The 26,262-nt window shown below is 68.2% G+C and carries 21 protein-coding genes, 1 tRNA gene and 1 pseudogene; 11 read left to right on the top strand and 12 right to left on the bottom strand.

Translation table 11 applies throughout. The annotated features are described in order from the left end of the window. Positions 1–21: 21 nt before the first annotated feature. Entirely contained in the window at positions 22–930 is a 909-nt protein-coding gene (locus tag J7E91_RS26685) for a hypothetical protein (RefSeq protein ID WP_214908980.1), read from the bottom strand. Positions 931–1,139: 209 nt separating this feature from the next. On the opposite strand from J7E91_RS26685, the gene J7E91_RS26680 reads away from it, so the two are divergent. After that, positions 1,140–1,967 (top strand): serine protease, encoded by an 828-nt coding sequence (locus tag J7E91_RS26680; RefSeq protein WP_214908977.1) that lies wholly within the window; start codon positions 1,140–1,142, stop codon positions 1,965–1,967. A 188-nt stretch (positions 1,968–2,155) separates the two neighbouring features. Here J7E91_RS26680 and J7E91_RS26675 read toward each other — a convergent pair whose 3' ends face one another. Continuing rightward, positions 2,156–3,931, bottom strand: coding sequence for a beta-galactosidase family protein (locus J7E91_RS26675; RefSeq protein ID WP_214908975.1), 1,776 nt, complete (start codon positions 3,929–3,931; stop codon positions 2,156–2,158). A 187-nt stretch (positions 3,932–4,118) separates the two neighbouring features. Between J7E91_RS26675 and J7E91_RS26670 the strand changes: the two genes are divergently transcribed. The 7 genes from J7E91_RS26670 (at position 4,119) to J7E91_RS26640 (ending at position 12,333) form a co-directional block, all read left to right on the top strand. Next, a complete protein-coding gene (locus tag J7E91_RS26670; protein WP_214908973.1) occupies positions 4,119–5,006 on the top strand; it encodes an AraC family transcriptional regulator in 888 nt (295 codons plus the stop codon). Positions 5,007–5,017: 11 nt separating this feature from the next. Next, a complete protein-coding gene (locus J7E91_RS26665) occupies positions 5,018–5,332 on the top strand; it encodes a chorismate mutase (protein ID WP_028813969.1) in 315 nt (104 codons plus the stop codon). A gap of 108 nt (positions 5,333–5,440) precedes the next feature. Beyond that, positions 5,441–5,737 carry a type II toxin-antitoxin system Phd/YefM family antitoxin gene (locus J7E91_RS26660; protein WP_214908972.1) on the top strand — a complete coding sequence of 99 codons (297 nt, stop codon included), beginning with the start codon at positions 5,441–5,443 and terminating at the stop codon, positions 5,735–5,737. Further along, on the top strand, positions 5,734–6,135 hold the full coding sequence (locus J7E91_RS26655) for a type II toxin-antitoxin system VapC family toxin (protein ID WP_214908970.1): 402 nt from the start codon (positions 5,734–5,736) through the stop codon (positions 6,133–6,135). The genes J7E91_RS26660 and J7E91_RS26655 overlap by 4 nt, the downstream gene beginning before the upstream one ends. A 199-nt stretch (positions 6,136–6,334) precedes the next feature. Next, positions 6,335–8,836 carry an aminopeptidase N gene (pepN, locus tag J7E91_RS26650; protein ID WP_214908968.1) on the top strand — a complete coding sequence of 834 codons (2,502 nt, stop codon included), beginning with the start codon at positions 6,335–6,337 and terminating at the stop codon, positions 8,834–8,836. Between the two features lie 654 nt (positions 8,837–9,490). Next, positions 9,491–10,921: an aminotransferase class V-fold PLP-dependent enzyme gene (locus J7E91_RS26645; protein ID WP_214908967.1), complete on the top strand. Its 1,431-nt coding sequence runs from the start codon at positions 9,491–9,493 to the stop codon at positions 10,919–10,921. Next, positions 10,918–12,333 carry a lysine N(6)-hydroxylase/L-ornithine N(5)-oxygenase family protein gene (locus J7E91_RS26640; RefSeq protein WP_214908965.1) on the top strand — a complete coding sequence of 472 codons (1,416 nt, stop codon included), beginning with the start codon at positions 10,918–10,920 and terminating at the stop codon, positions 12,331–12,333. The genes J7E91_RS26645 and J7E91_RS26640 overlap by 4 nt, the downstream gene beginning before the upstream one ends. 50 nt (positions 12,334–12,383) lie before the next feature. Here the strand turns inward: J7E91_RS26640 and J7E91_RS26635 are convergent, their stop codons facing one another. The 3 genes and pseudogenes from J7E91_RS26635 to J7E91_RS26625 all read right to left on the bottom strand — a co-directional run bounded on the left by J7E91_RS26635 (position 12,384) and on the right by J7E91_RS26625 (position 15,930). Continuing rightward, positions 12,384–13,118 carry a hypothetical protein gene (locus J7E91_RS26635; RefSeq protein ID WP_214908963.1) on the bottom strand — a complete coding sequence of 245 codons (735 nt, stop codon included), beginning with the start codon at positions 13,116–13,118 and terminating at the stop codon, positions 12,384–12,386. A gap of 23 nt (positions 13,119–13,141) precedes the next feature. Next, positions 13,142–13,936, bottom strand: coding sequence for a hypothetical protein (locus J7E91_RS26630; RefSeq protein ID WP_214908961.1), 795 nt, complete (start codon positions 13,934–13,936; stop codon positions 13,142–13,144). Positions 13,937–14,119: 183 nt separating this feature from the next. Then, a pseudogene (locus J7E91_RS26625) lies at positions 14,120–15,930 on the bottom strand (bifunctional UDP-sugar hydrolase/5'-nucleotidase). 171 nt (positions 15,931–16,101) lie between these two features. On the opposite strand from J7E91_RS26625, the gene J7E91_RS26620 reads away from it, so the two are divergent. Continuing rightward, a complete protein-coding gene (locus tag J7E91_RS26620) occupies positions 16,102–16,812 on the top strand; it encodes an SIMPL domain-containing protein (protein ID WP_214909042.1) in 711 nt (236 codons plus the stop codon). Positions 16,813–16,970: 158 nt separating this feature from the next. Then, complete coding sequence (gene pyk, locus J7E91_RS26615; protein ID WP_214908959.1) at positions 16,971–18,416, top strand: pyruvate kinase; 1,446 nt, start codon at positions 16,971–16,973, stop codon at positions 18,414–18,416. A 61-nt stretch (positions 18,417–18,477) separates the two neighbouring features. Here the strand turns inward: pyk and J7E91_RS26610 are convergent, their stop codons facing one another. Continuing rightward, positions 18,478–19,266, bottom strand: coding sequence for a helix-turn-helix domain-containing protein (locus J7E91_RS26610; protein ID WP_214908957.1), 789 nt, complete (start codon positions 19,264–19,266; stop codon positions 18,478–18,480). Positions 19,267–19,347: 81 nt separating this feature from the next. Beyond that, a tRNA-Leu gene (locus tag J7E91_RS26605) sits at positions 19,348–19,430 on the bottom strand. A gap of 87 nt (positions 19,431–19,517) precedes the next feature. Here J7E91_RS26605 and J7E91_RS26600 point away from each other — a divergent pair. After that, positions 19,518–20,174, top strand: a complete 657-nt coding sequence (locus J7E91_RS26600) for an ANTAR domain-containing response regulator (protein ID WP_138895096.1) — start codon at positions 19,518–19,520, stop codon at positions 20,172–20,174. 76 nt (positions 20,175–20,250) lie between these two features. On the opposite strand, the gene J7E91_RS26595 is transcribed toward J7E91_RS26600, so the two are convergent. The 5 genes from J7E91_RS26595 to J7E91_RS26575 form a co-directional block, all read right to left on the bottom strand. Next, positions 20,251–20,967 (bottom strand): ABC transporter ATP-binding protein, encoded by a 717-nt coding sequence (locus J7E91_RS26595; protein ID WP_214908955.1) that lies wholly within the window; start codon positions 20,965–20,967, stop codon positions 20,251–20,253. Beyond that, complete coding sequence (locus J7E91_RS26590) at positions 20,964–21,899, bottom strand: ABC transporter ATP-binding protein (RefSeq protein WP_214909040.1); 936 nt, start codon at positions 21,897–21,899, stop codon at positions 20,964–20,966. Before J7E91_RS26590 ends, J7E91_RS26595 begins: the two co-directional genes overlap by 4 nt. Before the next feature lie 5 nt (positions 21,900–21,904). Then, entirely contained in the window at positions 21,905–23,641 is a 1,737-nt protein-coding gene (locus J7E91_RS26585) for a branched-chain amino acid ABC transporter permease (RefSeq protein ID WP_214908953.1), read from the bottom strand. A 5-nt stretch (positions 23,642–23,646) separates the two neighbouring features. Next, on the bottom strand, positions 23,647–24,579 hold the full coding sequence (locus J7E91_RS26580) for a branched-chain amino acid ABC transporter permease (RefSeq protein ID WP_214908951.1): 933 nt from the start codon (positions 24,577–24,579) through the stop codon (positions 23,647–23,649). 139 nt (positions 24,580–24,718) lie between these two features. Then, positions 24,719–25,951 (bottom strand): branched-chain amino acid ABC transporter substrate-binding protein, encoded by a 1,233-nt coding sequence (locus J7E91_RS26575; protein ID WP_214908949.1) that lies wholly within the window; start codon positions 25,949–25,951, stop codon positions 24,719–24,721. Positions 25,952–26,262 lie beyond the last annotated feature (311 nt).

The raw sequence follows: 26,262 nt of genomic DNA, 5'->3' as shown, positions 1-26,262 counted from the left end.
TCCGACACTACGTGCGCGTGATCAGGTGTCGCATTCGAGAATCGTGCGGCACAGCGCGCAGCGTGCCCGTACCCGGCCGCTCACGGGAACACGGATGCGCTGCTGGCACGTGGGGCACGGGAACGACACGCGCAGCGTGTCGCGCCCGCCGCCCTCGAAGGCGTACGACGCCGACGAGGACGAGGAACCGTGGTCCGTACGGCTGCCGTTCTCCTGGGCGTACCGCCGCTCCTTGGCGTACTTCCGGCGCCCCGCCCAGCCCGCGGCGGTCAGCGGCGGCTGCTGCCCGTCACGACGAGCCTGCGCGAGGCCTTTCGTGTACGCCGTGTAGGCCTGCGCGCTGGTGAACCAGGGCGCGGGGTCCTCACCGAAGGCGATCGCGCGCTTCGCCAGGACGTACCCGAACTCCTCCGGGGTGAGATAGCCGAGTTTCTGGCTGGACGCGCCGTCCTCACGGAACGCGTCGAGCAGCAGCCAGCCCGCCCCGAGGTACGTCGTCACGGTGTCGGTGAGGATCTCGTTGTCACGGGTGCCGGCGAAGGCCAGGCCGAGGCGGTGCAGCAGCACATGGGTGATCTCGTGGGCGAGGGCGGCCCCGATGTCGTCGCGGTGGGTCCTGAAGCGGTCGTTGAGCTCGATGAAGTACTCCGGGCCCGCGGCCAGCTCCACGCTCGCGGCGTGCTCCATCTCGCGGAAACTCACGATCATGCGGGCGTCCGGCAGGCGCAGATGCTGGACGAGGGCGCGGGCCACGCGCTGGGTGCCGAGGTGGAGATCGTCCTGGTCGGAGAAGGCCACGTCGGCGGGGAAGACGCTCGGGGCGTAGGAGTGCACGCCGTCGTACGAGAGCCGTTTGTGGAGCGCGGCGAGGGCGGACCGCACGGTCGTCAGATGCGGATAGCCGTGTACGACCTCGCTCCCGCTGGTCACGTCCGCACTCACCTCCGTACGTCTGCACAACGACGGTGAACCGGTCTCCACTGTAGGCGGATTCGCAGGACGGGTGCCGACGGTGTGGCGGCTGCGCGGGGTGTGGCTGGATTGCCTCCCTTGTCGGCAGGGCGGACAGCTCCGCATAATCCAGCAACGCATTGACGGGCTCATGCCATCTTTTTCGGGTGGTGTGCGCGCTGTCCGTCATGCGCGTGCACAGCGACCCCCCACGTTTTCCCACGAGAGGCAGTTCGTTGAAGAACCTTCTGCGTGCCTTCAAGAGATGTGCCGCCGCCGGCGCAGTGATCCTCGCCGCGGTCAGCATCCAGCCCGCCGGCGCGTCCGCGGCCTCCGCGTCGACGCCGCCCGTCGTCGGCGGAACCCGCGCCGCCCAGGGCGAGTTCCCGTTCATGGTCCGGCTCTCGATGGGCTGCGGCGGCTCGCTCTACGCCAAGGACATCGTCCTGACCGCCGCCCACTGCGTGAGCGGATCCGGCAACAACACCAGCATCACGGCCACCGCCGGTGTCGTCGACCTGCAGAGCTCCAGCGCCATCAAGGTCAAGTCCACCAAGGTCCTCCAGGCCCCCGGCTACAACGGCACGGGCAAGGACTGGGCGCTGATCAAGCTCGCCAAGCCCATCGACCTGCCCACCCTGAAGATCGCCGACACGACGGCGTACAACAGCGGCACCTTCACGGTCGCCGGCTGGGGAGCGGCCAGGGAGGGCGGCGGCCAGCAGCGCTACCTCCTCAAGGCCCAGGTCCCGTTCGTCTCCGACACCAGCTGCAAGCGTTCGTACCCCGAGCTGGTGGCGGGCGAGGAGATCTGCGCCGGCTTCACCGAGGGCGGTGTCGACACCTGCCAGGGCGACTCGGGCGGACCGATGTTCCGCCGGGACAACACCAACGCCTGGATACAGGTCGGGATAGTCAGCTGGGGCAATGGCTGCGCGCGTCCCAACTACCCCGGCGTGTACACCGAGGTGTCGACCTTCGCCGCCGCAATCAAGTCGGCTGCCGCGGGCCTCTGACCCGGACTGGGAACCACCTCTGAGCGTTTGAACGTTCGTCGACCGGGCGGGTGCTGGACGCGTCAGTCCAACACCCGCCCCACCTCTGTCAGGTGTAAGGGGCATAGCTCCAAGAGCGCCGGTGCTTACACGGGACCAGCACAAGGGACCGGCACGAGGGACCGGTGCTCCCGGACGTGTGCTCCCCGTCAGCCGAACTCGACGAAACGCTCACCGGCGCTCTCCAGCTCCAGCACCCACACGTCGTTCGCACCCTCCCGCAGCACGGGCCCGGGAACGTACAGAGCCTCCTGAGGCCCCGCCGCCCAGTACCGGCCCAGGCAGAAGCCGTTCACCCATACGAAGCCCCGCTCCCACCCCGGCAGCCGCAGCGACGCGTCGCCAGCACCCCGGACTTCGAACGTTCCCCGGAACAGCCCCGAGGCCCCAGCCGCCGCTTTCGGGGACCGGTACGCGACCTTCCCGACCGCGTCCGCGTCCTCGAACGCGTCCAGGGACAGCCCCCGCGCCCGTACACCGTGCAGATACTGCCGCTCATGCAGTACGCCGCCCGTGATGCCCTTCGACTCGGCGAGACACGGCCCGTAATTGACCCGCCCCAGCGACTCCACCCACAGCTCCACCGAAGCGGGTCCCGCCACCGGCTCGTCCAGCGCTGTGTACGCGGCGGACTCGCCCGCCCCGCCGCTCAGCACCCCCGCCCGCGCCCCGTCGACGTACACCACAGCCCGGTCCCGCAGCCCCCTCACGCCCAGCGGGTACGCCCGCCGCGGCCCCGGCACGTCCACCCGGTAGCGGACCAGCCCCCGGTCGACACCCAGCTCCTCGAACGTCGGCGGCATCGCGCGCTCCGTCTCCGGCCCGCCGAGCACCTCCAGTACGTCGCCGAGCGGCGCCCACTCCGCGATCTCCGCCCGCACCGGCTCACCCAGCGTGTCCGGCGCGGCCGGTACGTCCGGCAGCGGAGCCCCGCCGCCCTGGTAGCGCGCCAGAATGTCGCGGAACAGCCAGAACTTCTCCGTGGGGCGGCCGAACTCGTCGACGGGCGCGTCGTAGTCGTACGACGTCACGGTCGGCTCCAGCTCCCCCTCGCGGAGCTGCCCGGAACGGTTCGCACCCGACCAGCCCGCGAAGCTCGTTCCCCCGTGCGCCATGTAGATGTTCACCGAGGCGCCGCACTCAAGAATCTCGTTCAGCGCCGCCGCCGCGTCGGCGGGATCCCGTACGACATGCTCCGCCCCCCAGTGGTCGAACCAGCCGCACCAGAACTCCATGCACATCAGCGGACCCGACGGCTGGTACCGCCGCAGGACCTCGAAGCCCTCGCGCGCCCCCGACCCGAAGTTCGCCGTCGCCAGCACCCACGGCACCGAACCACCCGTCAGCATGTGTTCCTCGGGCCCGTCGGAAGTGAACAGCGGCACGGTCACCCCGCACTCCCGCAAGAACTCGGCCAGACGCCGCAGGTACACCTGGTCCGAGCCGTAACTGCCGTACTCGTTCTCGACCTGCACCATGAGCACCGGGCCGCCCCGGTCGATCTGCCGCTCCACCACCTGCGGCAGCAACTGCCCGAACCACCGCTCCACATGCCCCAAGTACTGCTCATCGCGCGTGCGCACGCGCGTGCCGAGCGCACCCGTCAGCCAGTGCGGCAGCCCGCCGTTCTCCCACTCGGCACAGATGTACGGCCCAGGACGCACGATCGCCCACAGCCCCGCCTCCCGCGCCGCGTCCAGGAACCGGCCCAGCGCCCCCGCGTCACGCAGCCGCCCGGGCTCCGGCTCATGCAGATTCCACGGGACGTACGTCTCCACACAGTTCAGCCCCATGGCACGCAGCATCGCGAGCCGGTGCCCCCACTGCCCCTCATGCACCCGGAAATAGTGCAAAGCGCCCGACAGTAGCCGCACCGGCCGCCCGTCCAGCTCGAAATCCGACTCACCCACCGTGAAGTCAGCCACGGTCCCCGCCTCTCGCTCCACTGCCAGGGCTTCAGCCTCACCCCTGGCGGTGGAACGGTCCATGGACAAAGATCAGCGCTGTTTGGACGCAAGGGATCACCAGGGGATCAACAGGGAATCACCAAGGGATCGCCAAGGCATCACCAACGGAACGCCACATGAGCAGGCGGGGAGGAAAACGAAGCGGATGTACCACACCTGGATGCGCTACTTCACCCCCAGCCCCACCCACCACAAGCTCGGACTGGTCTGCCTCGGAGTCGGCCTCCAGCACGGCACACTGCCCACCGTCGGCCCCCGCACCCTCGACCACCACGTCGCCGTCGTCATCAGCGCCGGCAGCGGCTGGTACCGCAGCCCCGACGGGCGGCGCGTCGCCGTAACCGCACCCGCCCTGATCTGGCTCATACCCGGCACACCACACCATTACGGACCGGACCCGGCCACCGGCTGGGACGAGAGCTTCGTCGACTTCACCGGCCCCGCCACCACCACGTACACCGAACTCGGCTACATAGAACCCGACCGCCCCGTCGTCCCCCTCGCCGACACCGCCGCCGCCCGCGCCGCCGTCGGCCGCATCGCCCGTGCCGCACGCCGCGGAAACCCCCTCCTCGAAGTCGAGACCGGAGCCGCCGTCCACGAACTCCTCGTCGCCCTGCGCCGCGCCCGCGCCGACGCGGGAGCCGACACAGACCCCGTACTCCAGGCCCTCGCCCGCGACGCCTTCCAGCCCCTGTCCGTCGCCGAACACGCTTCCCGCCACGGCATGACCCCCGCCGAGCTGCGCACCGCCGTACGCCGCGGCGCCGGATGCAGCCCCAAGGACTACCTCCTCGGCATCCGCCTCGGCCGCGCCAAGGAACTCCTCGCCGCCACCGAACTCCCCGTGGCCGCCGTCGCCCGCCGCGTCGGCTACGACGACCCCGCCTACTTCTCCCGCCTCTTCACCCGCCGCGTCGGCATGGCCCCCGTCCGCTTCCGGGAACAGCAGGGCTGCGCCGTCCACGGCGGCTGGAGCCACCAGATCCCAGATCCCGAACACCCACCGACCATCGCGACCCGACCGACGTAAGCTCGCTGACCATGACCTCCAGCGAATCCAGCGAAATCGACGAGTCCGTCATCGCCGAACTGAGCCGGCTGCGCGACAGCATCGACAACATCGACGCCGCCGTCGTCCACATGCTCGCCGAGCGCTTCAAATGCACCCAGCAGGTCGGCCTCCTCAAGGCACGGCACCAGCTGCCCCCTGCCGACCCGGCCCGCGAGGCCCGCCAGATCATCCGCCTGCGCGAACTCGCAGAAAGCGCCAAACTAGACCCGGCATTCGCCGAAAAACTGCTCAATTTCATCATCGCCGAGGTCATCCGCCACCACGAAACGATCGCCAAGTCCTAGCCGGCCCACCCGGGCGCCGCACTGACGACCCCGAGCAGGCGTACTTCGTACGAGTGGAAGCGCCGCACGTCACTGGCAGGTGCCGCACGCTCCTTCTAGCGTGGGGACGTGACCACACGAGTGCCCATCCGCCAGTTGCAGCAGCACGCGAGCGAACTCATTGAGCGAGTCGCCGCCGGGGAACGGGTTGAAATCACCCGCAATGGCCGCCTTGTCGCTGTACTCGGCCCACCCGACCCGGAGCAGCGCGTCATGGAAGACCTCGTCCGGACCGGCAGCGTGGACCCCGAGAACGCCGAGTCGGCGCGCGGGCTCGGTGACTGGCAGCCGCTGCCGCCCCGCACCGGGCACCCTGCCCGGCTCTCCGAGGTACTGCTCGCGATGCGCGAGGAAGAGGACCGGTGATCTACCTCGACTCCTGCGCCCTCCTCAAGCTCCTGCTACCCGAACCCGAGAGCGACGCCCTGCGCACATTCCTGGCCGCCCGCGCCGCAGAAGGACATGTGACGTCCGCCCTCACCCAAACAGAGGTGGCACGCACGCTCGTACGCGCCGGAGCAGACCCCGAAGTGGGAGAGGCCGCCGAAGACATGCTCGACCGGGTGCTGCGCATCCGCGTTACCGATCCCATTCTGCGCGCCGCCGGAATGTTCCCGCAGCGCAACCTGCGCAGCCTCGACGCCATCCATCTCGCGAGCGCCGAACACCTGGAACAAGCCCTCACCGCGTTCGTCACCTACGACAAACGCCTGGCGGAGGCAGCCGCCGACCGGGACCTGCCCGTGCGGACGCCGGGCCAGTAGGCCCCGCTGGGGGCGTGTCCATGGCAACCGGTGCAGCGCGACGACTGTCACGACGGTCAGCAGGACGAAGGGCGACGGCCGCGTCTGCCGCGCCTGACTCAGCGTGGCCGGTGGCGGGAGCTCCGCCGATCGTTCCGCCGGTGACAACTACGGTGCCTCGGCACATGTGTCACCTCACACCATCGGGCAGCATGTCCCCATGCCCGTACTGACGCGCGACGAAGCGCAGACCCGAGCCCAGCTCATCGACGTACACCGGTACACGATCGAACTCGATCTGACCCGCGGCGAAGAGACCTTCGACTCCCGCACCGTCATCCACTTCACCGCCCGCACCGCCGGGGACACCTTCGTCGAGCTCAAGCCCGCCGTCCTGCGCGCCGTCACGCTCGACGGGCAGCCACTCGATCCCGAAACGCTCGCCGGCAACCGCCTCCCCCTCACCGGCCTCACCACCGGCGCACACGAACTGCGCGTCGACGCCGACATGCGGTACTCCCGCACCGGCGAAGGCATGCACCGCTTCACCGACCCCACCGACGGCGAAACGTACGTCTACACCCAGCTCTTCCTGGAAGACGTCCAGCGCGTCTTCGCCGCCTTCGACCAGCCCGACCTCAAAGCCGTCTTCGCCCTCACCGTCACCGCCCCCGAGGGCTGGACCGTCCTCGGCAACGGCGTGGCCCAGCACCGGCCCGACCAGGGCGCCGGCCGCTGGACCATCGCCCCCACCCCCCTCATCTCCACCTACCTCGTCGCCGTCGCCGCGGGCCCCTGGCACTCCGTACGCACCGAACACGCCGGCCTGCCCTTCGGCATCCACTGCCGCCGCTCCCTCGCGCCGTACCTCAACACCGACGCCGACGAAATCCTCGGCATCACCCGCGCCTGCTACGACCGCTACCACGAGAAGTTCGAAGAGCCCTACCCCTTCGACTCCTACGACCAGGCATTCGTTCCCGAATTCAACGCCGGCGCCATGGAAAACCCCGGCCTCGTCACCTTCCGCGACGAATTCATCTACCGCTCCGCCGTCACCGACACCGAACGCCAGACCCGCGCCATGGTCATCGCCCACGAAATGGCCCACATGTGGTTCGGCGACCTCGTCACCCTCCAGTGGTGGGACGACATCTGGCTCAACGAGTCCTTCGCCGAGTACATGGGCTACCAGACCCTCACCGAAGCCACCCGCTTCACCGACACCTGGACCGACTTCGCCGTCGCCCGCAAGGGCTGGGGATACGACGCCGACCAACGCCCCTCCACCCACCCCGTCGCCCCCGACCCCGACGCCGTCCCCGACACCGCGTCCGCCATGCTCAACTTCGACGGCATCTCCTACGCCAAGGGCGCCTCCGCCCTGCGCCAACTCGTCGCCTGGCTCGGCGAGAAGGACTTCCTGGCCGGCATCAACACCCACTTCGCCCGCCACAAGTTCGCCAACGCCACCCTCGCCGACTTCATCGACAACCTCGCCTCCGCCACCGACCGCGACGTCCACGCCTGGGCCGACCAGTGGCTCCGCACCACCGGAGTCGACACACTCGCCCCCGCGACCGGGCAAGCGGAAGGCATGTGGCACATCACCGTCGACCGGAAAGGCAGCCGCCCCCACCGCCTAGCCGTCGGCGCCTACGACCGCGACCCCCTCGACGGCCGGAGCCTCGTCCTGCGCGAGCGGTTCGAAGTCGACGTACCGCAGGACGAGGCCGTGACGGTACGCCCCGGCCGCCGCCCCGCACTCGTCGTCCTCAACGACAGCGACCTGACCTACGCCAAGATCCGCCTCGACGAGGAGTCCGAAGACGTCGTACTGCGCAACCTCTCCGCCGTCCCCGACCCGCTCACCCGCGCCGTCCTGTGGAACTCCCTGCGCGACATGGTCCGCGACGGCGAACTCGAACCCGCCGCGTACCTGAAAACCGCCCGCGTCCACCTCCCGTACGAAACGGACCTCGCGATCGTCCAGGGCGTACTCGCCTTCGCCCACGCCCAGATCGCCGACCGCTACCTCCACGCGGCCGAACGCCCCGCCGCCCTCTCCACCCTCACCACCATCTGCCGCGACCTCATCCGCCGCACCGAGGACGGCAACGGCACCGGCCTGCGCCTCACCGCCGTACGCCACTTCATCGACGCCGCCACCCAGCCCGACGCCATCCAGGACTGGCTCCACACCGGCAGCGTCTCCGGCGGCCCCGAACTCGACCCCGAACTGCGCTGGCGCATCCTGCGCCGCCTCGCCGTACTCGGCGCCACCGACGAGACCGCCATCGCCGCCGAACTCGACCGCGACCCCAGCGCCACCGGCCAGGAAGGCGCCGCCCGCTGCCGCGCCGCCCTGCCCACACCCGAGGCCAAAGCCGCCGCCTGGACCCGCATGTTCGAGGACGACACCCTCTCCAACTACCTCTTCACCGCCACCGCCCAGGGCTTCTGGCAGCCCGAACAGACCGCTCTCGTACGCGACTACATCCCCCGCTACTACCGCGACGCCAAGGCCGTCGCCGACCGCCGGGGCCCCGCCATCGCCGAAGCCGCGGGCCGCTACGCCTTCCCCCACTTCGCCATCGACAAGGACTCGCTGCGCCTCGGCGAGAACGTCCTGCACGACACCGAAATGATCCCGGCCCTACACCGCAAACTCACCGACCAACTCGACGACCTGCGACGCGCCATCGCGGTACGGGGCGACTGAGCAGCCGGAAGACGCCGGCGGCGCGTGACGGCCGGGCACCGACCTGCGGTTGCGCCGCTGCCCGGCCAGGGGCGGGGCGGGTGCGGTTACAGACCTGCGCCTGCGGCGGCCGCTTGGCCCCAGGGGCCGGTGCAGGTCTGCGGTTGCGGCTGTCGCGCGGCCGGGGCGGTGGCGGGTGCGGTTTGCAGGCGTGTGGTTACGGCGGCTACTTGCGCCGGGGCCTGGTGTCGGCTCTTGATTGCGGTCATTGCCCGTCACCATGGCCGCTTGCCCCCCCAGGGCCCGGCGCCCGTCTGCTGTTGCCGCTGTCGCCCGGGCGGCGCGTGACGGCCCGGGGCGGGTGCGGTTGCAGGCCTGCGGCTACGGCGGGCGCTTGCGCCGGGGCCCGGTGTCGTCCTACGGCTGTAGCCGTCATCCGCCACGGGCATGGCACGGCACCGCACGGCCACCGTGACCGTCCCGGCGACCGCGCGCCATGACGGCCCCCCGCCGGCCCCGCCCCCGCGACCAGGCTCATATCAGCTCTGCCGAATCCAACTCTCGCCAGCCGCGCGGGAGTACCACTTTCGGGTTGAGATCGTTGAGCACTCCGGACGCACCGGCTCATGCCTGTACACGCTGGTGTGCCAGCCCAGCGCACCCGAAGGACCTCGCATGAGTACGCCGCCCCCCGGCACCCCCCTCCCGCCCCTCGCCGGCGGCGCAGGCGGACGCGCTGCCCTGCGGCCCCTGCTCGACACCGTCCTCGACGCGCTCCACGAAGGCGCCCTCGCCCGCGGCGGACCGATCCCCGCCGGCGGCCCCGACACCGTCGCCCAACGCCTCCTGGACGCCACCGCGACCGCACTGCCCGACACCGGCACGGGAGCCGAAGAAGCCCTCCGTACCCTCGTCCAGGCACTCGCCCACGGCGCCGCGGACCCGGCCGACCCCCTGTGCGTCGCGCACCTCCACACGCCGCCGCTCGCCGTCGCCGTCGCCGCCGACCTCGCCGTGTCCGCCCTCAACCCGTCCATGGACTCCTGGGACCAAGCACCCGCGGCCTCCGCCCTCGAAGCGCACGTCACCCGTACGCTCGCCGCCGAGGTCTACCCCCACGGGCCCGCACCCGACGCCCTCGTCACCACCGGCGGCACGGAATCCAACCAGCTCGCCCTCCTCCTCGCCCGCGAACGCCACGGCCCCGTACAACTCGTCCACGGCGCCAACGCCCACCACTCACTGCCCCGCGCCGCCTGGCTCCTCGGCCTCCCCGAACCGGTCGCCGTCCCCGCCCCCGCCGGCGTCATCGACCTCGCCGCACTCGACGAAGCCCTCACCGACCTGCACCACCCCCTCCTCGTCGCCGCCACCGCGGGCACCACCGACACCGGCCGCATCGACCCGCTCCCCGAGATCGCCGACCTCTGCGCACGCCACAACGCCGAGCTCCACATCGACGCCTCGTACGGCGGCCCACTCCTCTTCAGCGACGTACACAAACACCGCCTCGACGGGCTCGACCGCGCCCACACCGTCACCCTCGACCTGCACAAACTCGGCTGGCAACCCGTCGCCGCCGGACTCCTCGCCGTGCCCGGCACCGCCGCCCTGACCCCCCTCGCCCACCAGGCCGACTACCTCAACGCCGACGACGACACCGAAGCCGGCCTCCCCGACCTCCTCGGCCGCTCCCTGCGTACGACCCGGCGCCCCGACATCCTCAAGATCGCCGTAACGCTCCGCGCCCTCGGCCGTCAGGGACTCGCCGCCCTCGTCGACCACACCTGTGCCGCCGCCCAGCACCTCGCCGACCTCGTGGAGAACACCCCCGGTCTCGAACTCCACGACCGCCCCACCATCAGCACCGTCCTCTTCCGCCCCACCAGCGCCAGCGATGACGACATCGCCACCGTCCGCCGCACCCTCCTCACAGAAGGCCGCGCCGTCCTCGGCCGGGCCCGCGCCGACGACCGACTCTGGCTCAAAGCCACCGTCCTCAACCCCCACACCACCGACAACGACCTAAAAGCACTGCTCTCACTCCTCTCACATCCCTCTCTCCCCTCACCCCTTTCACTTCCGGAAGGCAGCACCCACCGATGACCGCCGCCCCACAGCCCCAAGAACCCGAACTGCCCCACGACTTGGTGGGCATCGGCATCGGCCCGTTCAACCTGTCCCTCGCCGCCCTCGCCGACGGCGTACACGGCGGCCTGGCCACCGCTTTCTACGAACAACGCCCCGCCTTCCACTGGCACCCCGGCCTCCTCATCGAAGGCGCCACCCTCCAAGTCCCCTTCCTCGCCGACCTCGTCACCCTCGCCGACCCCGCCAGCCCCTGGTCCTTCCTCAACTACCTGCGCACCCGCGAGCGGCTCTTCCCCTTCTACTTCTCCGAGCGCTTCCACATCCAGCGCGCCGAGTACGACGCCTACTGCCGCTGGGTCAGCGACAACCTCCCCGGACTCCACTTCGGCCACCAGGTCGACGCCGTCCGCTGGAACGCCGAACGCGACGCCTTCGAAGTCGACTTCACCCAACTCGACGCCGACGGCGAAGCCGAAGCCCTCGGCCGCGCCTACGCCCGTAACGTCGCCGTCGGCGTCGGCACCCAGCCCTACATCCCCGAACCACTCAAACCACTCGCCGAAGCCCCCACCGTCCCCGTCATCCACTCCTCCGAGTACCTCGCCCACCGCGAAGGGCTCCTGGCCGCCGAACACATCACCGTCATCGGCTCAGGACAGTCCGGCGCGGAAGTCTTCCTCGACCTGCTGCGCGCCCGCCCCGCAGGCCGCGAGAAAATCACCTGGCTGGCCAGGACCGAGGCCTTCGCCCCCATGGAGTACTCCAAGCTCGGCCTGGAGCACTTCACGCCCGACTACAGCCGCTACTTCCACGCCCTGCCCGAGTCCGTACGCGACGACCTCGGCCCGCGCCAATGGCAGCTGCACAAAGGCATCGACGCCGACACCATCGCCGCCATCCACGACGAGCTCTACCGGCGCACCCTCCACGGCGGCTGGCCCGACGCGGTCCTCACCCCTGGAGTCTCCGTCCGCACCGCCGGCCGCGTCGGCACCACCAAGGTCGAACTCCACCTCGAACACCTCCAGCAGGGCACCCGCTCCCGCCTCACCACCGACGCCGTCATCCTCGCCACCGGCTACCGCGAACGCCCCCTGGGACAGCTGCTCGCCGGACTCGACGCCTACATCCGCCGTGACGCCGCGGAGCGGCCCCGGATCGACGACCAGTTCCGTATCGTTCTCGACCCCGTGGTGACCGGATCGGTGTACGTACAGAACGCCGAGCGGCACACGCACGGCGTCGGCGCACCCGACCTCGGCCTCGCCGCGTGGCGCAGCGCGACGATCCTCAACTCCCTCACCGGCAAGGACCCCTACCCGATGCCGCGCCGCACAGCGTTTACCAGCTTCGGCCTGGAACGCCGCGAGGCCCCTCGGGTCCCCGCCCAGCTACCAGCCCTCACCCCGCTGGTCCAGGGCCGGTAGGAGCCGGCGCCACGAGTCTGCGCACGAGTCGGCGCCGGGCCCCGCTGTCCTCAGGTCCCGACGCGGTCCAGCGCCGGCAGGAACTGGTCGTAGAAGCTCATCTTGAGCTGAAGAGACCGCTCCTCCGCTTCCTTGAAACAGGCGGTCGAATCCTCGCGCGCCAGAAGCTCGCTCAACCGTGTCGCCAGCCGGTCGGAGTGCGTGGTGGACAGCAGGGACACGGTCGCGAGCGAGTGCGCCTTGGCGTCGTGGACATGATGCGGGTAATAGAAGCGCGAGCGGTTCTCACCGCCGCGCGTCAGCACAGGCGCCATCCGCTCCCACAACCGCCCGTACTCGACGGACACCAGCACCTCGCCCCAGAACCGCAGGATCGTCAACAGCCGCACGTCGGCGTCACCCTGGGCACCCGCATCGGCGATCACCTCGAACGTGTCGTCGATCGCCCTCTTCGTCTCCGGCGTCGGCCTCGTCCCCACCACGGCACTCCTCGGAATGCCGAGCTGGAGGAGATCGTCCTTCATGTCCTCGCGGTGCGAACGCGTGTGCCCCTGAGTGTCCGGATACTCCTCGCGCAGGATGATGCGCGCGATCCGCAGCCCCGCCTCGTCGCGCAGGAGATCAATCGCCAGGTCATACGCCGGGGTGAACGCGAGCGACAGGAACCGCCGCTGAAGCAGGATCGCGGCGAAATCCTCCTCCGGAAGCCGCGTGATGTTCGCCAGGACCGGATGCTCCCTGAACCGCTCGATCAGGCCGTCCTCGAACCCGTCCAGTTCACGCATGACCGCAACCTCTCTCTCCCGGATCACAGGCTGATGGTGCTGACCGATGCGCGCCAGTCACGCAGATCCACATCGCAGCCGATCCTCCACAACATGTCCAGCTCCTGCTGAACCTCCCGGCTCATCACGGTGTCGACGCCGTCGATCTCGATCTGGGTGGAGTCGATGGCAAGCCGGCCATGCAGGAACGAGCTGACCAGATAGTGCTCGTCCGCCTTGTACACGGCGATCGACGGCAGCGAGTTGTACACCCGCACCTGGAGCCGCGACCGGTCCTCCTCCGGAACATCCCGGTAAACCGTCTCAAGGATGGACAGGCACCGCTCGACGCTCGCCCGCACGTCCTCCTCAAGAGCGGGATCCCGTACGGTGCGCAACGCCTCGTCGCGCAGTCGCGCCACCGGCGACGACGGGTGCAGCAGCAGAATGCGCACCTGCACCCGCCGGTCGACGATCGCCTTCCGCAACGCGCCGTCGAACCAGTGAAGGTTCGGAATCCAGGTCTGCAGAATGGTCACCTCGTGAGCGGCGGCCTCCACGAACCTGGTGAACGTCGCTTCCGGGAAACGCTGGTGCACCCGGATCACGCCCCCGTAGTGCTCCTGCTTGAGCTCACGGGCGATGGCGTCGATATCGAGCTTCGAAAGCTGCGCGTCGACATGATCCAGCACCTTCAGACGGTCGACCTCCAGCAGGAGGAACAACGTGACCGTACTCAGAATGAGCAACGTGATCTTCGGGAGCGCCCCACCGGGAGCCAGCTCGTCGAGCCAGCCGAAGAGATCGGCGAGCAGTACCACGATGCCCGCCGTGGCCATGACAGCAAGCGCGATCTGCTCGGCCCGGTAGCGAATACCGCTCCCCATCCCCCACCCCAGCCTTCGAAACGCTGACGACGCGACGACCGTACACCGGAAAAATCAAGCCCGTCCGGTGATTGAGGACAACGGAAGACAGCGACAATCAGCGGCAGAGGAACGCGCCCGAAGGTCCCGCGCCGCCTAGAACACCGGCACACCGTCGCGCGTCAGCTTCCACCCCACCGCCGCGAACTCCGCCGGGTCCAGCGTGCCCTTCGCCTTCACCCACGTGATGATCGTGTTCCGGATCTCCTCCGAATTCGCCCACAGCTGCTTCGCGCCCGCCACATGCGGAAACGCCCCGCCGCCACTCGCCCGGTAGTTGTTGACCGCCAGCACGAACTCCGCCGCCGCATCGACCGGCCTGCCCTCGAACGCGAGATTCACGATCCGCGAACCGGCCGGCTTCGCGATGTCGATCTCGTACGTCAGACCCGACACCACGTCGTAGTTGTAGTCGGGGATGTTCCCCGCATTCGTCAGCTTCGCCGTGTCCACCGGAGCCCCCGCCGCGGTCTGCGCGTAGTACCGCGCCGAGAACTCCAAGTACTCCTTCAGCTGCGCACCGGTCAGCAGCCGCGCCTCAAGGGTGTTCTCGAACGGATACAGACCCGCCGCGTCCCTGATCGTCACCTCGCCCGCGGGCACCGCCGCCGTCCGCGAGAAGCACGACGCCTGCGACAGCACCGGCAGCGCCCCGTACGCCCCGCCCGCCAGCGCCGCCTTCACCGTCTCGGCCTGCACGTGATTGATCAGGTCGATCAGCGGCTCGTCCTTCCACGCCGCCTCCGCCGTCGTCATCCTCGCCGTCGACGTACCGATGACCTGATTGACGTACGCCACGACCTTCTCGTGCTCGTCACCGAGCAGCTTCGTGATCTCCGGGTCCTCGTCGACCGTATTGGAGTTGAGGACCTTCGCCCCCACCTTCTCGACCGTCCAGCGGCCCTTCGACCACACCAGATCGAAGTCGAACAGCGTCAGCCGCTGACCCCACTTGAGCGGCTCCGACAGGACGACCTGCTTGCCCGTCTCCTTGTTCTCCACGAAGTACTCGGCAATCTCCGTGTGCGCGTGCCCCACCAGGATCGCGTCGATGCCCGGGACCTGCTCGGCCACCAGACCCGCCGCGTTCTCGACGTACGGAAGCTGGTCACCGTACGAAGACGTACCACTCGAACCCGAGTGCGCCGAAACGATGACTACATCCGCACCCATGGAACGCAGCTTCGGCACCCACTTCGCCGCCTGCTCCTCCAGACCCGGGAACGTCATCTTCCCCTGCACGTTCTGCTTGTCCCAGATCGCGATACCCGGGTTCGTCAGACCGAGCACCGCCACCCGCACATCACGGCCGAGCGGCGTACGCAGCCTCTTCATGAAGTACGGAGGGAACGCCGGACGCAGCGTCTTCGCGTCCAGCGCGTTCGCACCGAGGAGCGGGAAGTCACACTGCTCCTCGAACTTGCGCAGCACCGGTATGCCGTAGTTGAACTCGTGGTTCCCGAGAGCGGCCGCGTCGTACCCGATGGCGTTCATCGACTGCGCCATCGGGTGCACAGGGCCGTGCTGCGCGGTGATCGGGTCGACCTTGGCGTAGTAGTACGACAGCTGCGTTCCCTGGATCGTGTCGCCCGCGTCGATGAGCAGCGTGTTACGGCGGCCCTTCTCCTCGCGGATCTGGTTCACCAGAGTGGAGATCTTCGCCAGGCCCACATCGTTGTGCGCCTTGTCGTCGAACTCCTTGTCCGTGAAGTAGTCCCAGTTGAAGACATTGCCGTGCAGGTCCGTCGTGCCCCCATGACGGTGAAGGAGTACCGCTTGGGCGGACGCCCGTGGCCGTGGCTGTGGTCCTGTGCTCCAGCGGGTGTGGCCACAGCCCCGCCGACCACGGCCACACCGGCCCCGGCGGCGGCCGAGCGGCCCAGGAACGTCCTACGGTTCAGCGGCATTCTCTTGTCTCCTCGATCCGTGCTTCCGTGCTTCCGTGCTTCTCGCACAACGTGACGCGCGTAGATTCTGGCCCAACGAGCCACACCAGCAACACCCCTACCGCGTTTCGATCTGATGACCCCCCGCTGTCACACCCGAGTGCGACAGTGGAGAGCGTGACCGACGAACCGATGAACCCCGACCCCCGAGTCAGCCCCCCAGCCCCCTACGGCACCCCCGAAGCGCCCCGCCTCGCCGTCCAGGGCGAAGCACGCCTCGAATTCGACCCCGAAACCGCCCACATCGGCATCACCGTCAGCGCTCGCGGTACGGACCGCCGCACCGCACTCGAAGACCTCACCCGGCGCAACGCGCTCGCTCTCGACCTCGTCAAGACCTACGGCGACGCTGTCGAGAAGCTGGAAACCGGCGCGTTCTCCATCAGCCCCCAACTCACCAGACACGGCCGCGGCGACCGCGTCCGCTCCTACCACGGACGCGTCCACATCACCGCCGTCCTCACCGACTTCACCGCCCTCGGCGAACTCACCACCCGCCTCGCCGACCTCGAACTCACCCAGGTCGACGGCCCCTGGTGGGCCATGCGGCCCGACTCACCCGCCCACGGCGAAGTACGCCGCCAAGCCGTACGGGAAGCCGTCAAACGCGCCCGCGAATACGCCCAGGCCCTCGGCGCCGACCTCGCCGCCCTCGTGGAACTGGCCGACCCCGGAGCGGAAGACGGCCACCCCGTACCCGTCGCCTACGCCGGCGGCTTCGCACGCCGGGGCATGACCTCCGAAATGGCCGAGGACGCCCCCGCCCTCGACCTCGAACCTCAACGCCAGACCCTCCACGCGCTCGTGAACGCGCGATTCACCATGACCCCGCCCCAACTCTGAGGCCCCAACTCTGAAGCCTCAACTCTGAAGCCCGGCCAATGCTCATCAGAGCACCCCCGCGCACAATTCAACACTTGTCAATAACCTTTCATGCAAAGGTTGTTGGACAGTCACGCACAGCCAATTTCCTACTGGCTGGTAAGCCCTAGGCTCGACGTATGCGCCGAGCCAAAATCGTTTGCACCCTGGGGCCCGCCACCGACACATACGACCAGATCAAGGCACTGGTCGAAGCCGGAATGGACATCGCCCGCTTCAACCTCAGCCACGGCACCTACGCCGAACACGAGGAGCGCTACCAGCGCGTACGCAAAGCCTCCGACGAAACAGGCCGCAGCGTCGGCGTACTCGCCGACCTTCAAGGCCCGAAGATCCGCCTCGGACGCTTCCGCGAAGGACCCGTACTCCTTGAACGAGGCGACGAGTTCACCATCACCGTCGAACCCGTCCAAGGCGACCGCCACACCTGCGGCACCACCTACCAAGGCCTCGCCACCGACGTCACCACAGGCGAACGCATCCTCGTCGACGACGGCAAAGTCACCCTCGAAGTCACCGGCGTCGAAGGACCCCGCGTCCAGACCCTCGTCATCGAAGGAGGCATGGTCTCCGACCACAAAGGCCTCAACCTCCCCGGAGTCGCCGTCTCCGTACCCGCCCTCTCCGAAAAAGACATCGACGACCTCCGCTGGGCCCTGCGCACTGGAGCCGACATCATCGCCCTCTCCTTCGTACGCAGCGGACGCGACATCCAAGACGTCCACCGCATCATGAAGGAAGAAGGCCGCCACCTCCCCGTCATCGCAAAGATCGAAAAGCCCCAAGCCGTCGAAAACATCGACGACATCGTCGCCGCCTTCGACGGCATCATGGTCGCCCGCGGCGACCTCGGCGTCGAAATGCCCCTCGAACAAGTCCCGATCGTCCAAAAGCGAGCCATCAAACTCGCCAAGCGCAACGCCAAACCGGTCATCGTCGCCACCCAAATGCTCGACTCGATGATCGACAACTCCCGGCCCACCCGCGCCGAAGCCTCCGACGTCGCCAACGCCGTCATCGACGGCACAGACGCCGTCATGCTCTCCGGCGAAACCAGCGTCGGCAAATACCCCATCGACACGGTCCGGACCATGAGCCGCATCGTCGAAGCCGCAGAGGAAGACATCCTCGCCAAAGGCCTCCCGCCCCTCACTGAACGCAACAAACCGCGCACCCAAGGCGGAGCCGTCGCCCGCGCCGCAGCCGACATCGGAGACTTCCTCGGCGCCAAATTCCTCGTCGCCTTCACCCAGTCCGGCGACACCGTCAAGCGCCTGTCCCGCTACCGCTCACCCATCCCGCTGCTCGCTTTCACACCCGACCCCGCGACCCGCTCCCAGCTCAACCTCACCTGGGGCGTCGAGACCTTCCTCGGCCCGCACGTCGACTCGACCGACGCCATGGTCGCCCAGGTCGACGAACACCTCCTGCGCATCGGCCGCTGCCAGAAGGGCGACGTCGTGATCATCACCGCCGGCTCCCCGCCCGGCATCGCGGGCTCCACGAACCTCGTCCGCGTCCACCACATCGGCGAGGACGACACCGTCACGGCCACCGCCAAGTAACACCGCTGACCGCGACACGGGCAAAGGGCCCCCACACCCCCCAGGGGGCCCGGCCCGCACCTCAGTGCTTCGGCCCGACGTGAGCGTCCATCAACGCGACGGATGCGCGCTTGGCGACCGAGACGTTGTAGGGCTTCCCGTGGCGAGTGCAGTGCTTCCACTCGACGCCGAGGCGGTCGAGGGTGTCGGTGTAGAGCTGACGGATGTCGTCCGAGACGTTGGTGAACCAGTAGCGGGGGTACTCGTACCGCTTCCGCTCTCCGCGCACCATGCGAGTGGTCCAGTTCATGTTCCGGCATCCGTCGGAGTGGATCAGCCCGCGGACGAACTCCCATGGGTGTTCATTGACTATGTCCTGCTGCCAGTGCTCCAGCGCGATCTTACGGGCGTGCTTCCTGCCGGGGCCGTGCTGCGGAAACAGGCAGGGGAGGTGCTTCGAGTACACCTTGATGTTGTGGCAGCCCGTCTTGCGGACCCTGCACGTGGCGTTCTCCGGGAACACTGCGCGCAGAGCGGCTTCGGCCTCGTTCTGTACGCCAGGCCAGGAGTCGTCGAGCGTGATCATGAGGCTTGGGGATCTGTGCTTTGAGTAGTGACTGATATGGCCGTCGCCGAGATAGAGCCCGAGCAGGTACGAGTAGGACGCATGGTCCAGTGGACGACCATCGCAGCGCGGACACTTCGCGCCCTGCCTGCCTGGGCATTCGCCACGCTTGGCGCGGTCCATGTGGAGCCAGTAGCCGATGGTGCCCTTCGGCACGTTCAGCTGATGGGCTACCTCAGCATTCCTCGCTCCACCTCTGAGGAGGGTGAGAGCCTTCTGCCGTACCTCTGTGCCGTGGAAGTTCACACCGAGACTCTGCGTGACAGCCGGTTGCGATGAGCGACAAAAAGCGGATGTTCACGAGAACGTGAACATCCGCTTCTGGAGTGCCCGGTGTGGGATTCGAACCCACATGCCCGAAGGCACGGTGGTTTGAGCACCGCGAGTATAGCCAATTCCTCCAACCGGGCCCGCAGCCGGAAGTGTACCGGGTGACTGCGGGTGGCCGCAGCTAGGTAGGCTCTGGGAGCAGTACCTGCCCCGGAACGAGGAGCCCCGTGACCACCCCCGAGTCGCCCCAGCCTGTCGCCGACGACGACAACAAGTCGCACGTCCCGCCGCTGACGACCCGCGTCGTCATCGCCGAGGACGAAGCCCTCATCCGCCTCGACCTCAAAGAGATGCTGGAGGAAGAGGGCTACGCGGTCGTGGGCGAGGCCGGTGACGGGCAGCAGGCCATCGAGCTCGCCCGGGAGCACCGGCCCGACCTCGTCATCCTCGACGTGAAGATGCCAGTCCTGGACGGGATCTCCGCCGCTGAGAAGATCACCGAAGAGTCCATCGCCCCCGTTCTCATGCTGACCGCGTTCTCGCAGCGTGATCTGGTGGAGCGGGCGCGGGATGCCGGTGCGATGGCGTACCTCGTGAAGCCGTTCAGCAAGAGTGACGTCGTACCGGCCATTGAGATGGCGGTGTCGCGGTTCACGGAGCTGAAGGCGCTGGAGAACGAGGTCGCGGACCTCACGCAGCGGCTGGAGACGCGGAAGCTGGTGGACCGGGCGAAGTCGGTGCTGCAGACGCAGTACGGGCTGACGGAGCCGGCCGCGTTCCGGTGGATTCAGAAGACGTCGATGGATCGTCGCCTGTCCATGCAGCAGGTGGCGGAGGCGGTTATTGAGGACGCCGAGGAGAAGAAGGCCGCGAAGGGCGAGTAGCACGGTACGGCGTACGTATAGAGGAGAGGCCGCCCCCACGCTGCGTGGGGGCGGCCTCTCCTTGTGCTCGTGCCGGTCAGTCCTCGCCGAGGTACGTCTTGCGGACGGACTCGTCGTGGAGCAGTTCGCTGCCGGGACCGGAGAGCTTGATGGTGCCGACTTCCATGACGTGGGCCTGGTCCGCCAGCGAGAGCGCGGCCTGGGCGTTCTGTTCGACGAGCAGGATGGTGGTGCCCTGTGCCTTGAGCTCGACGATGGTCTCCATGATCTTCTGCATCATGATCGGGGAGAGGCCCATCGACGGCTCGTCGAGCATCAGGAGCTTGGGCTGGGACATGAGTGCGCGTCCCATGGCCAGCATCTGCTGTTCGCCGCCCGAGAGGGTGCCCGCGGCCTGCTTCCGGCGTTCTCCCAGGATGGGGAAGAGGTCGTAGGCGCGCTGGATGTCCTTCTCGATGCCCGCTTTGTCCGTCCGGAGGAACGCTCCGAGCTGGAGGTTCTCCGTGATCGTGAGGCGGGGGAAGATGTGCCGGCCCTCGGGGGAGTGGGCCAGCCCCAGGGACACGATCTTGTGCGCGGGGACTCCGCCCAGCGGTTTGCCGTCGAAGGTGATGCGGCCGCCGGAGGGCTTGAGCAGTCCGGACAGTGTCCGCAGGGTGGTGGTCTTGCCCGCACCGTTGGTGCCGATGAGGGTGACGACCTGGCCTGCTTCGACGCTGAAGGAGATGCCCTTGACGGCTTCGATCTTGCCGTAGGCGACCCGGAGGTCCTCGACCTCGAGGAGAGCGGTCACTGGGTTTCCCCTTCCGGGCTGGTGGTGCTGGTGGTGCTGGTCTCGCCCGTGGTGCCGGTCTTGCCGGTGGTGCTCTGCGCTTCTTCGGCCGCTTCGACTTCCGCAGCCTCCTCCGCGCCCGGTGCGCCTTCGAAGGGCGTGCCGAGGTAGGCGGCGACGACCCGCTCGTCGCCCTGGACGACGGCGGGTGTGCCTTCGACGAGCTTCTCGCCCTGGACCAGGCAGGCGACGCGGTCGCAGAGGTTGAAGATGAAGCGCATGTCGTGCTCGATGACGAGTACGGCGATGCCCTGGTCCCGGATGGCGAAGATGAGTTCTTCGGTGACCCGGGTTTCCTGCGGGTTCATGCCGGCGGTGGGCTCGTCGAGGAGCAGCAGGCCGGGGTCGCTGGCGAGGGCGCGTGCGATTTCGAGCTTGCGCTGTTCGCCGTAGGGGAGGTTGCGGGCGAGGTGGTCGGCCTTGTGTTCGAGACCGATGAACTCGAGCAGCTCCATGGCCCTCTTGTGGGAGGCCGCTTCGGCCTTCTTGAAGCCGGGGCCGCGCAGGAGGGCCGACCAGAGGCCTTCCTTGGTCCTGGTGTGGCGTCCGACGAGGACGTTTTCCAGGACGGTCATGTTGGCGAAGAGCCGGATGTTCTGGAAGGTACGGGCGATGCCTGCCTGGGTGACGAGGTGGGGCTTGGGCGGCAGGACGGTGCCCTTGTAGGAGACCTTGCCTTCGGTGGGGACGTAGAGCCCGGTGAGGCAGTTGAAGAAGGTGGTTTTGCCGGCGCCGTTGGGGCCGATGAGGCCGACGATCTCGCCGGCGTTCACCTTGAGGTCGACCGAGCGTACGGCGGTGAGGCCGCCGAAGCGCATGGTGACGCCGCTGGCGTCGAGGACCGCGGGGGTCTCGGTGGTGTTTTCGACGGTGTTCTCGGTGGTGGTCGTCATGTCGTTCACGCCCCCGCCTTCGTGATGCCGACGCCGGAGTCGGTCAGGCCCTTGTCCGGTACGTCGAGTTGGTCGGTCTCGTGGTACTCGAGCTGGGCGCGCCGGTTGGCGATGAGGCCTTCGGGGCGGAAGCGCATGAGGAGGATCAGCGCGATGCCGAAGCCGAGCAGCTGGTAGTCCTGGAGGAACTGCAGCTTGGCGGGGATCATGTAGAGCAGCGTGGCGCCGATGAGGGGTCCGCTGATGGTTCCCATGCCGCCGAGGATGACGGCGGCGAGGAGGAAGGCGGAGTTGGGCGGTACGGGCCCGGCGAAGACGTACATCTCGGGGACCACGGTGCTTTGGACGTGTGCCTGGACGGTGCCGGCGAGGCCGGCGAGGGTGGCGCCGAGGGCGAAGGCGATGAGCTTGACCCGGAAGCCGTTGATGCCCATGGCGGTGGCGGCGGTCTCGTCTTCGCGGATGGCGACCCAGGCGCGGCCGATGCGGGAGCTGCCGGCGCGGCTGAAGACGAGGACCACGAGGATCATCGCGAGCAGCATCAGCAGGTAGTAGTTGGCGTACGACCCGAGTTCGATGCCGGCGATGGTGTGTGCCTCGCCGAAGTCGTATCCGAAGAAGACGAGGTCGGGGACGTTGGGTACGCCGTTGGGGCCGTTGGTGACCTGTGGTCCGGATACGCCGTCGAGGTTGCCGACGGTGATGCGGAAGATCTCGCCGAAGCCGAGGGTGACGATGGCGAGGTAGTCGCCGCGGAGCCGCAGGGTGGGGGCTCCGATGACGACGCCGAAGATCAGGGAGACGGCGCCGCCGGTGAGGACGGATGCCCAGAAGGGGAACTGGACGTCGAAGGCGGATGCGGTGGTGCCTGATACGAGGGCGGCGGTGTAGGCGCCGACGCCGAGGAAGGCGACGTATCCGAGGTCGAGGAGTCCTGCCAGGCCGACGACGATGTTCAGTCCGAGTGCGACGGTCGCGAAGATGAGGATGTTGACCGCGATGAGGGTGAACTGGTCGGTGTTCTGGGTGAAGGGGAAGGCTGCTGCGGCGACGAAGGCGGCTGCCACGGCGATGGAGCGGTACTTGGTGGTGAGTGCCGAGAGTCGTGCCATGAGGCCGGCCTTGTAGAGCGCGGCGATGGCGAAGCCGGCGGTGATCATGTAGCCGGTGAAGAGTTCGGCGTATTCGGTGTCGATGCCGTAGGTGACGACGAACAGCCCGATCGCGAAGGCGGCGACGATGATCAGGATTTCGGCCCAGGAGGGCAGTTCCTTGGGGCGCTGGGCCTTGCGGGTGTCGTCGGGCAACTGGAACGCGGCGGCGACGGGGATGACGGAGACCACGGCTGCGACGAAGCCGCCGGGTTCGAGGTTCACTATGCCGCCGAGTTCGACGGCGATGGCGATGACGGTGAACCAGGTGGTGCCGAGGGCGCCGAGGGCGAGCAGCTGCAGGGCTTTGGTGGTGCCGGTGGGCGCGAGCCAGCGCAGGCCCTTGATGTCCAGTGCGGCGAGGGCGTACAGGGTGGTGAGGAGGCCCGCGACGAGGGTGAGGACCTGGAGGCCGCCGGGGTATCCGTAGACGGTGAGGTCGCCGGGGAACTCGTCGGTGTAGGTCCAGGCCAGGAAGGTGCTGGCCGTGGTGGCGAGGCCGCCGGCGACGGTGAGCCAACGGAACATGCCGGCACGGGAGTTGCCGTTGGCCGGTGCGGTCTCGGCTGTCTGCGTGGTGTCGGTTGTCATGGCTCTCACGCCCGATCCGCGACGCGCTCGCCGAGCAGGCCCTGTGGCCTGACGAGGAGCACGACGATGAGAAGTACGAATGCCCAGACGTTGGCCCAGGCGCCGCCGCCGAGCTGCTGCATTCCGGGAATCTCTTCGATGTAGGCGATCGAGAGGGATTCCGCGAGGCCGAGGACGACTCCGCCGACCATGGCGCCGTAGATGTTGCCGATGCCGCCGAGGACGGCTGCGGTGAAGGCCTTGAGACCGAGAATGAAGCCCATCTCGAAGTTGATCTGGCCCTTGTCGAGGCCGTATGCGACGGCTGCGACGGCTGCGAACGCGGCACCGATGGCGAAGGCCATGACGATGATGCGGTCGGTGTTGATGCCCATCAGCTTCGCTGTGTCGGGGTCCTGCGCGGTGGCCTGCATGGCGCGGCCGCTGCGGCTCTTGGCTACGAAGAGGCCGAGGGCGAGCATGCACAGGGGGGCGAGGACGAGGACGAAGGCGTCGGCGCGCTGGAGGTACAGGTTGTCGAAGATCTTGAACGACTCGCCCTGGAACTCGGGGAAGCTGCGCGGCTTCTTCGCGTCGGGGTAGAGGCCCCAGACGAGCTGCTGGAGAACGATCGAGAGGCCGATTGCGGTGATGAGCGGTGCCAGCCTGGGCGCGCCGCGCAGCGGTCGGTAGGCGAAGCGTTCCGCGGCGGTGGCGACGGCGACGGATGCGATGGCGCCACCGACGATCATGAGGGGAATGGCCACGAGGAGCGACGTTCCGCTGGGGAGCGCGATGTAGGCGGTGAGGGCGCCGAAGCCCCCGATCATGAAGATCTCGCCGTGGGCGAAGTTGATGAGCTGGACGATGCCGTACACCATGGTGTACCCGATGGCTATGAGGCCATAGAGGGCGCCGAGGGCAAGGCCGTTGGCCAGCTGTTGCGGCAGTTCGTGCACCGCAGGGCCTCCGATGAGCTTGTCGGATATGACTCCGCGCGAGGGCGCTGTTGCGCCCTCGCGCGGTTGTTTTCAAGTGGGGCGGGTGGCGCGGGGCGTTCAGGTGGTGCGGTGGTGCGGTGGTGCGGTGGTGCGGTGATCAGTCCTTGAAGGTGGCGGACTTGACGTCCTTCCAGACCTTGCCTTCGACCTTGTAGACCGTGAGCTGCTTGTTCGTGGTGTCGCCGTACTTGTCGAAGGCGACCTTGCCGGTCACGCCGTCGAAGGAGACCTTGGACATGGCCTCGACGACCTTGGCACGGGCGTCCTCGGGGAGCTTGCCGTCGTTGGCGGCGACGACGGACTTGACGGCCTGGATGATGGCCCAGCCGGCGTCGTAGGAGTAACCGCCGTACGCGGCGTACGGGTCCTTGTAGCCGGCGGCCTCGTAGTCCGCGATGAACTTCTTGGCGGTCGGGAGCTTCTCGACCGGGTAGCCGATCGAGGTGGCGAAGTCACCGTCGTTCGCCACGCCGGAGGCGCTGATGAAGGCCGGGTCGTAGATGCCGTCGCCGCCCATGGTGGGGATCTTGGCGCCGGTCTTCTTGATCTGGTCGGAGAGCAGGCCGCCCTCGGGGTACTGGCCACCGAAGTAGACGGAGTCGGCCTTCGACGACTTGACCTTGTCGGCGGTGCTGGAGAAGTCGGTCTCCTTCACCGTGACGTGGTCGGTGCCTGCGATCTTGCCGCCGAGCCGCTTGAACTCGGCGGAGAAGATCGCGGCGAGGCCGGCGCCGTAGGTCTGCTTGTCGTCGACGACGTAGACCTTGCGCTTCTTCGCGTCGTTGTAGAGGTACTGCGCGGCGAACTTGCCCTGGACGACGTCCGTGGCAGCGGTGCGGAAGTACGTCTTGAACGGACGCTTCAGCTCGCCCTTGCCCCAGTTGTCTCCCTGGCTGAGCGCCGGGTTGGTGTTGGCCGGGGAGACCTGGACGACGCCGGCCCTCTCGAAGTCGCCCTGCATGGACTGGGCGACGCCGGAGTTCAGTGGGCCGACGGCTCCGATGACGTCCTTGTTGCCGACGAGCTTGGCGGCGTTGGCCTTGCCGGAGGCGGGAACGGCCTGGTCGTCGAGTGCTTCGATCTTGAACTCGATGCCGGGGACTTCGTTGTTCTTGTTCGCGGTCTTGGCCGCGAGGTCCACGGAGTTCTTGATTCCCTGGCCGAGCGCGGAGAGGGAGCCGGTCAGCGGTGCGTCGACACCGATGACGACGGTGGTTTTCTTGCTGCTGTCACCCTCGCCCTTGTTGTCGTCGCGCGACCCACAAGCCGTGAGAGTCAGTGCTCCGGTCGTGAGCGCTGTGGTGAGTATGAGCAAAGAACGGTGTCGCACGAAAGGTCCTTTCCCTGGCGCGGCCTCCTCTGCTGAGGTGCCGTGACGATCGCCGGGCCGTACTGGTCGATACAGGGGCCTTGCAGCAGACACGCCCGGCGGCGCGGTGACTGGCCGTGACTCTAGGCGGAGGTGGAGGGGTCGTGGAGGTGTGAAGTCAGGATGTGACTCTCTTGTTATGCCAAGGCCAACGCTGGGTGGGGCAGTGTGGACACATCCGCCGATAACTTCACCGCCGGAAGATCCCACATGCTGAGAACCCCCAGTTCCGCTACGGCGCTTGAGGTGATCTTGGTGTCGGCGGCGCCCGC

This window comes from Streptomyces sp. ISL-99, from assembly GCF_018614005.1.
GTDB lineage: Bacteria > Actinomycetota > Actinomycetes > Streptomycetales > Streptomycetaceae > Streptomyces > Streptomyces flavidovirens.
Note: the sequence above shows the minus strand (reverse complement) of the source record. Positions and strands in the feature narration are given on the sequence as shown.

Bases quoted from the DNA above. Each gene is read 5' to 3' on its own strand.
- J7E91_RS26680 (WP_214908977.1), top strand. From the start codon at position 1,140: ATGCGCGTGCACAGCGACCCCCCACGTTTTCCCACGAGAGGCAGTTCG.
- J7E91_RS26670 (WP_214908973.1), top strand. From the start codon at position 4,119: ATGTACCACACCTGGATGCGCTACTTCACCCCCAGCCCCACCCACCAC.
- J7E91_RS26665 (WP_028813969.1), top strand. From the start codon at position 5,018: ATGACCTCCAGCGAATCCAGCGAAATCGACGAGTCCGTCATCGCCGAA.
- pepN (WP_214908968.1), top strand. From the start codon at position 6,335: ATGCCCGTACTGACGCGCGACGAAGCGCAGACCCGAGCCCAGCTCATC.
- J7E91_RS26645 (WP_214908967.1), top strand. From the start codon at position 9,491: ATGAGTACGCCGCCCCCCGGCACCCCCCTCCCGCCCCTCGCCGGCGGC.
- J7E91_RS26640 (WP_214908965.1), top strand. From the start codon at position 10,918: ATGACCGCCGCCCCACAGCCCCAAGAACCCGAACTGCCCCACGACTTG.
- J7E91_RS26635 (WP_214908963.1), bottom strand. From the start codon at position 13,118: ATGCGTGAACTGGACGGGTTCGAGGACGGCCTGATCGAGCGGTTCAGG.
- J7E91_RS26630 (WP_214908961.1), bottom strand. From the start codon at position 13,936: ATGGCCACGGCGGGCATCGTGGTACTGCTCGCCGATCTCTTCGGCTGG.
- J7E91_RS26620 (WP_214909042.1), top strand. From the start codon at position 16,102: ATGAACCCCGACCCCCGAGTCAGCCCCCCAGCCCCCTACGGCACCCCC.
- pyk (WP_214908959.1), top strand. From the start codon at position 16,971: ATGCGCCGAGCCAAAATCGTTTGCACCCTGGGGCCCGCCACCGACACA.
- J7E91_RS26590 (WP_214909040.1), bottom strand. From the start codon at position 21,899: ATGACGACCACCACCGAGAACACCGTCGAAAACACCACCGAGACCCCC.
- J7E91_RS26585 (WP_214908953.1), bottom strand. From the start codon at position 23,641: ATGACAACCGACACCACGCAGACAGCCGAGACCGCACCGGCCAACGGC.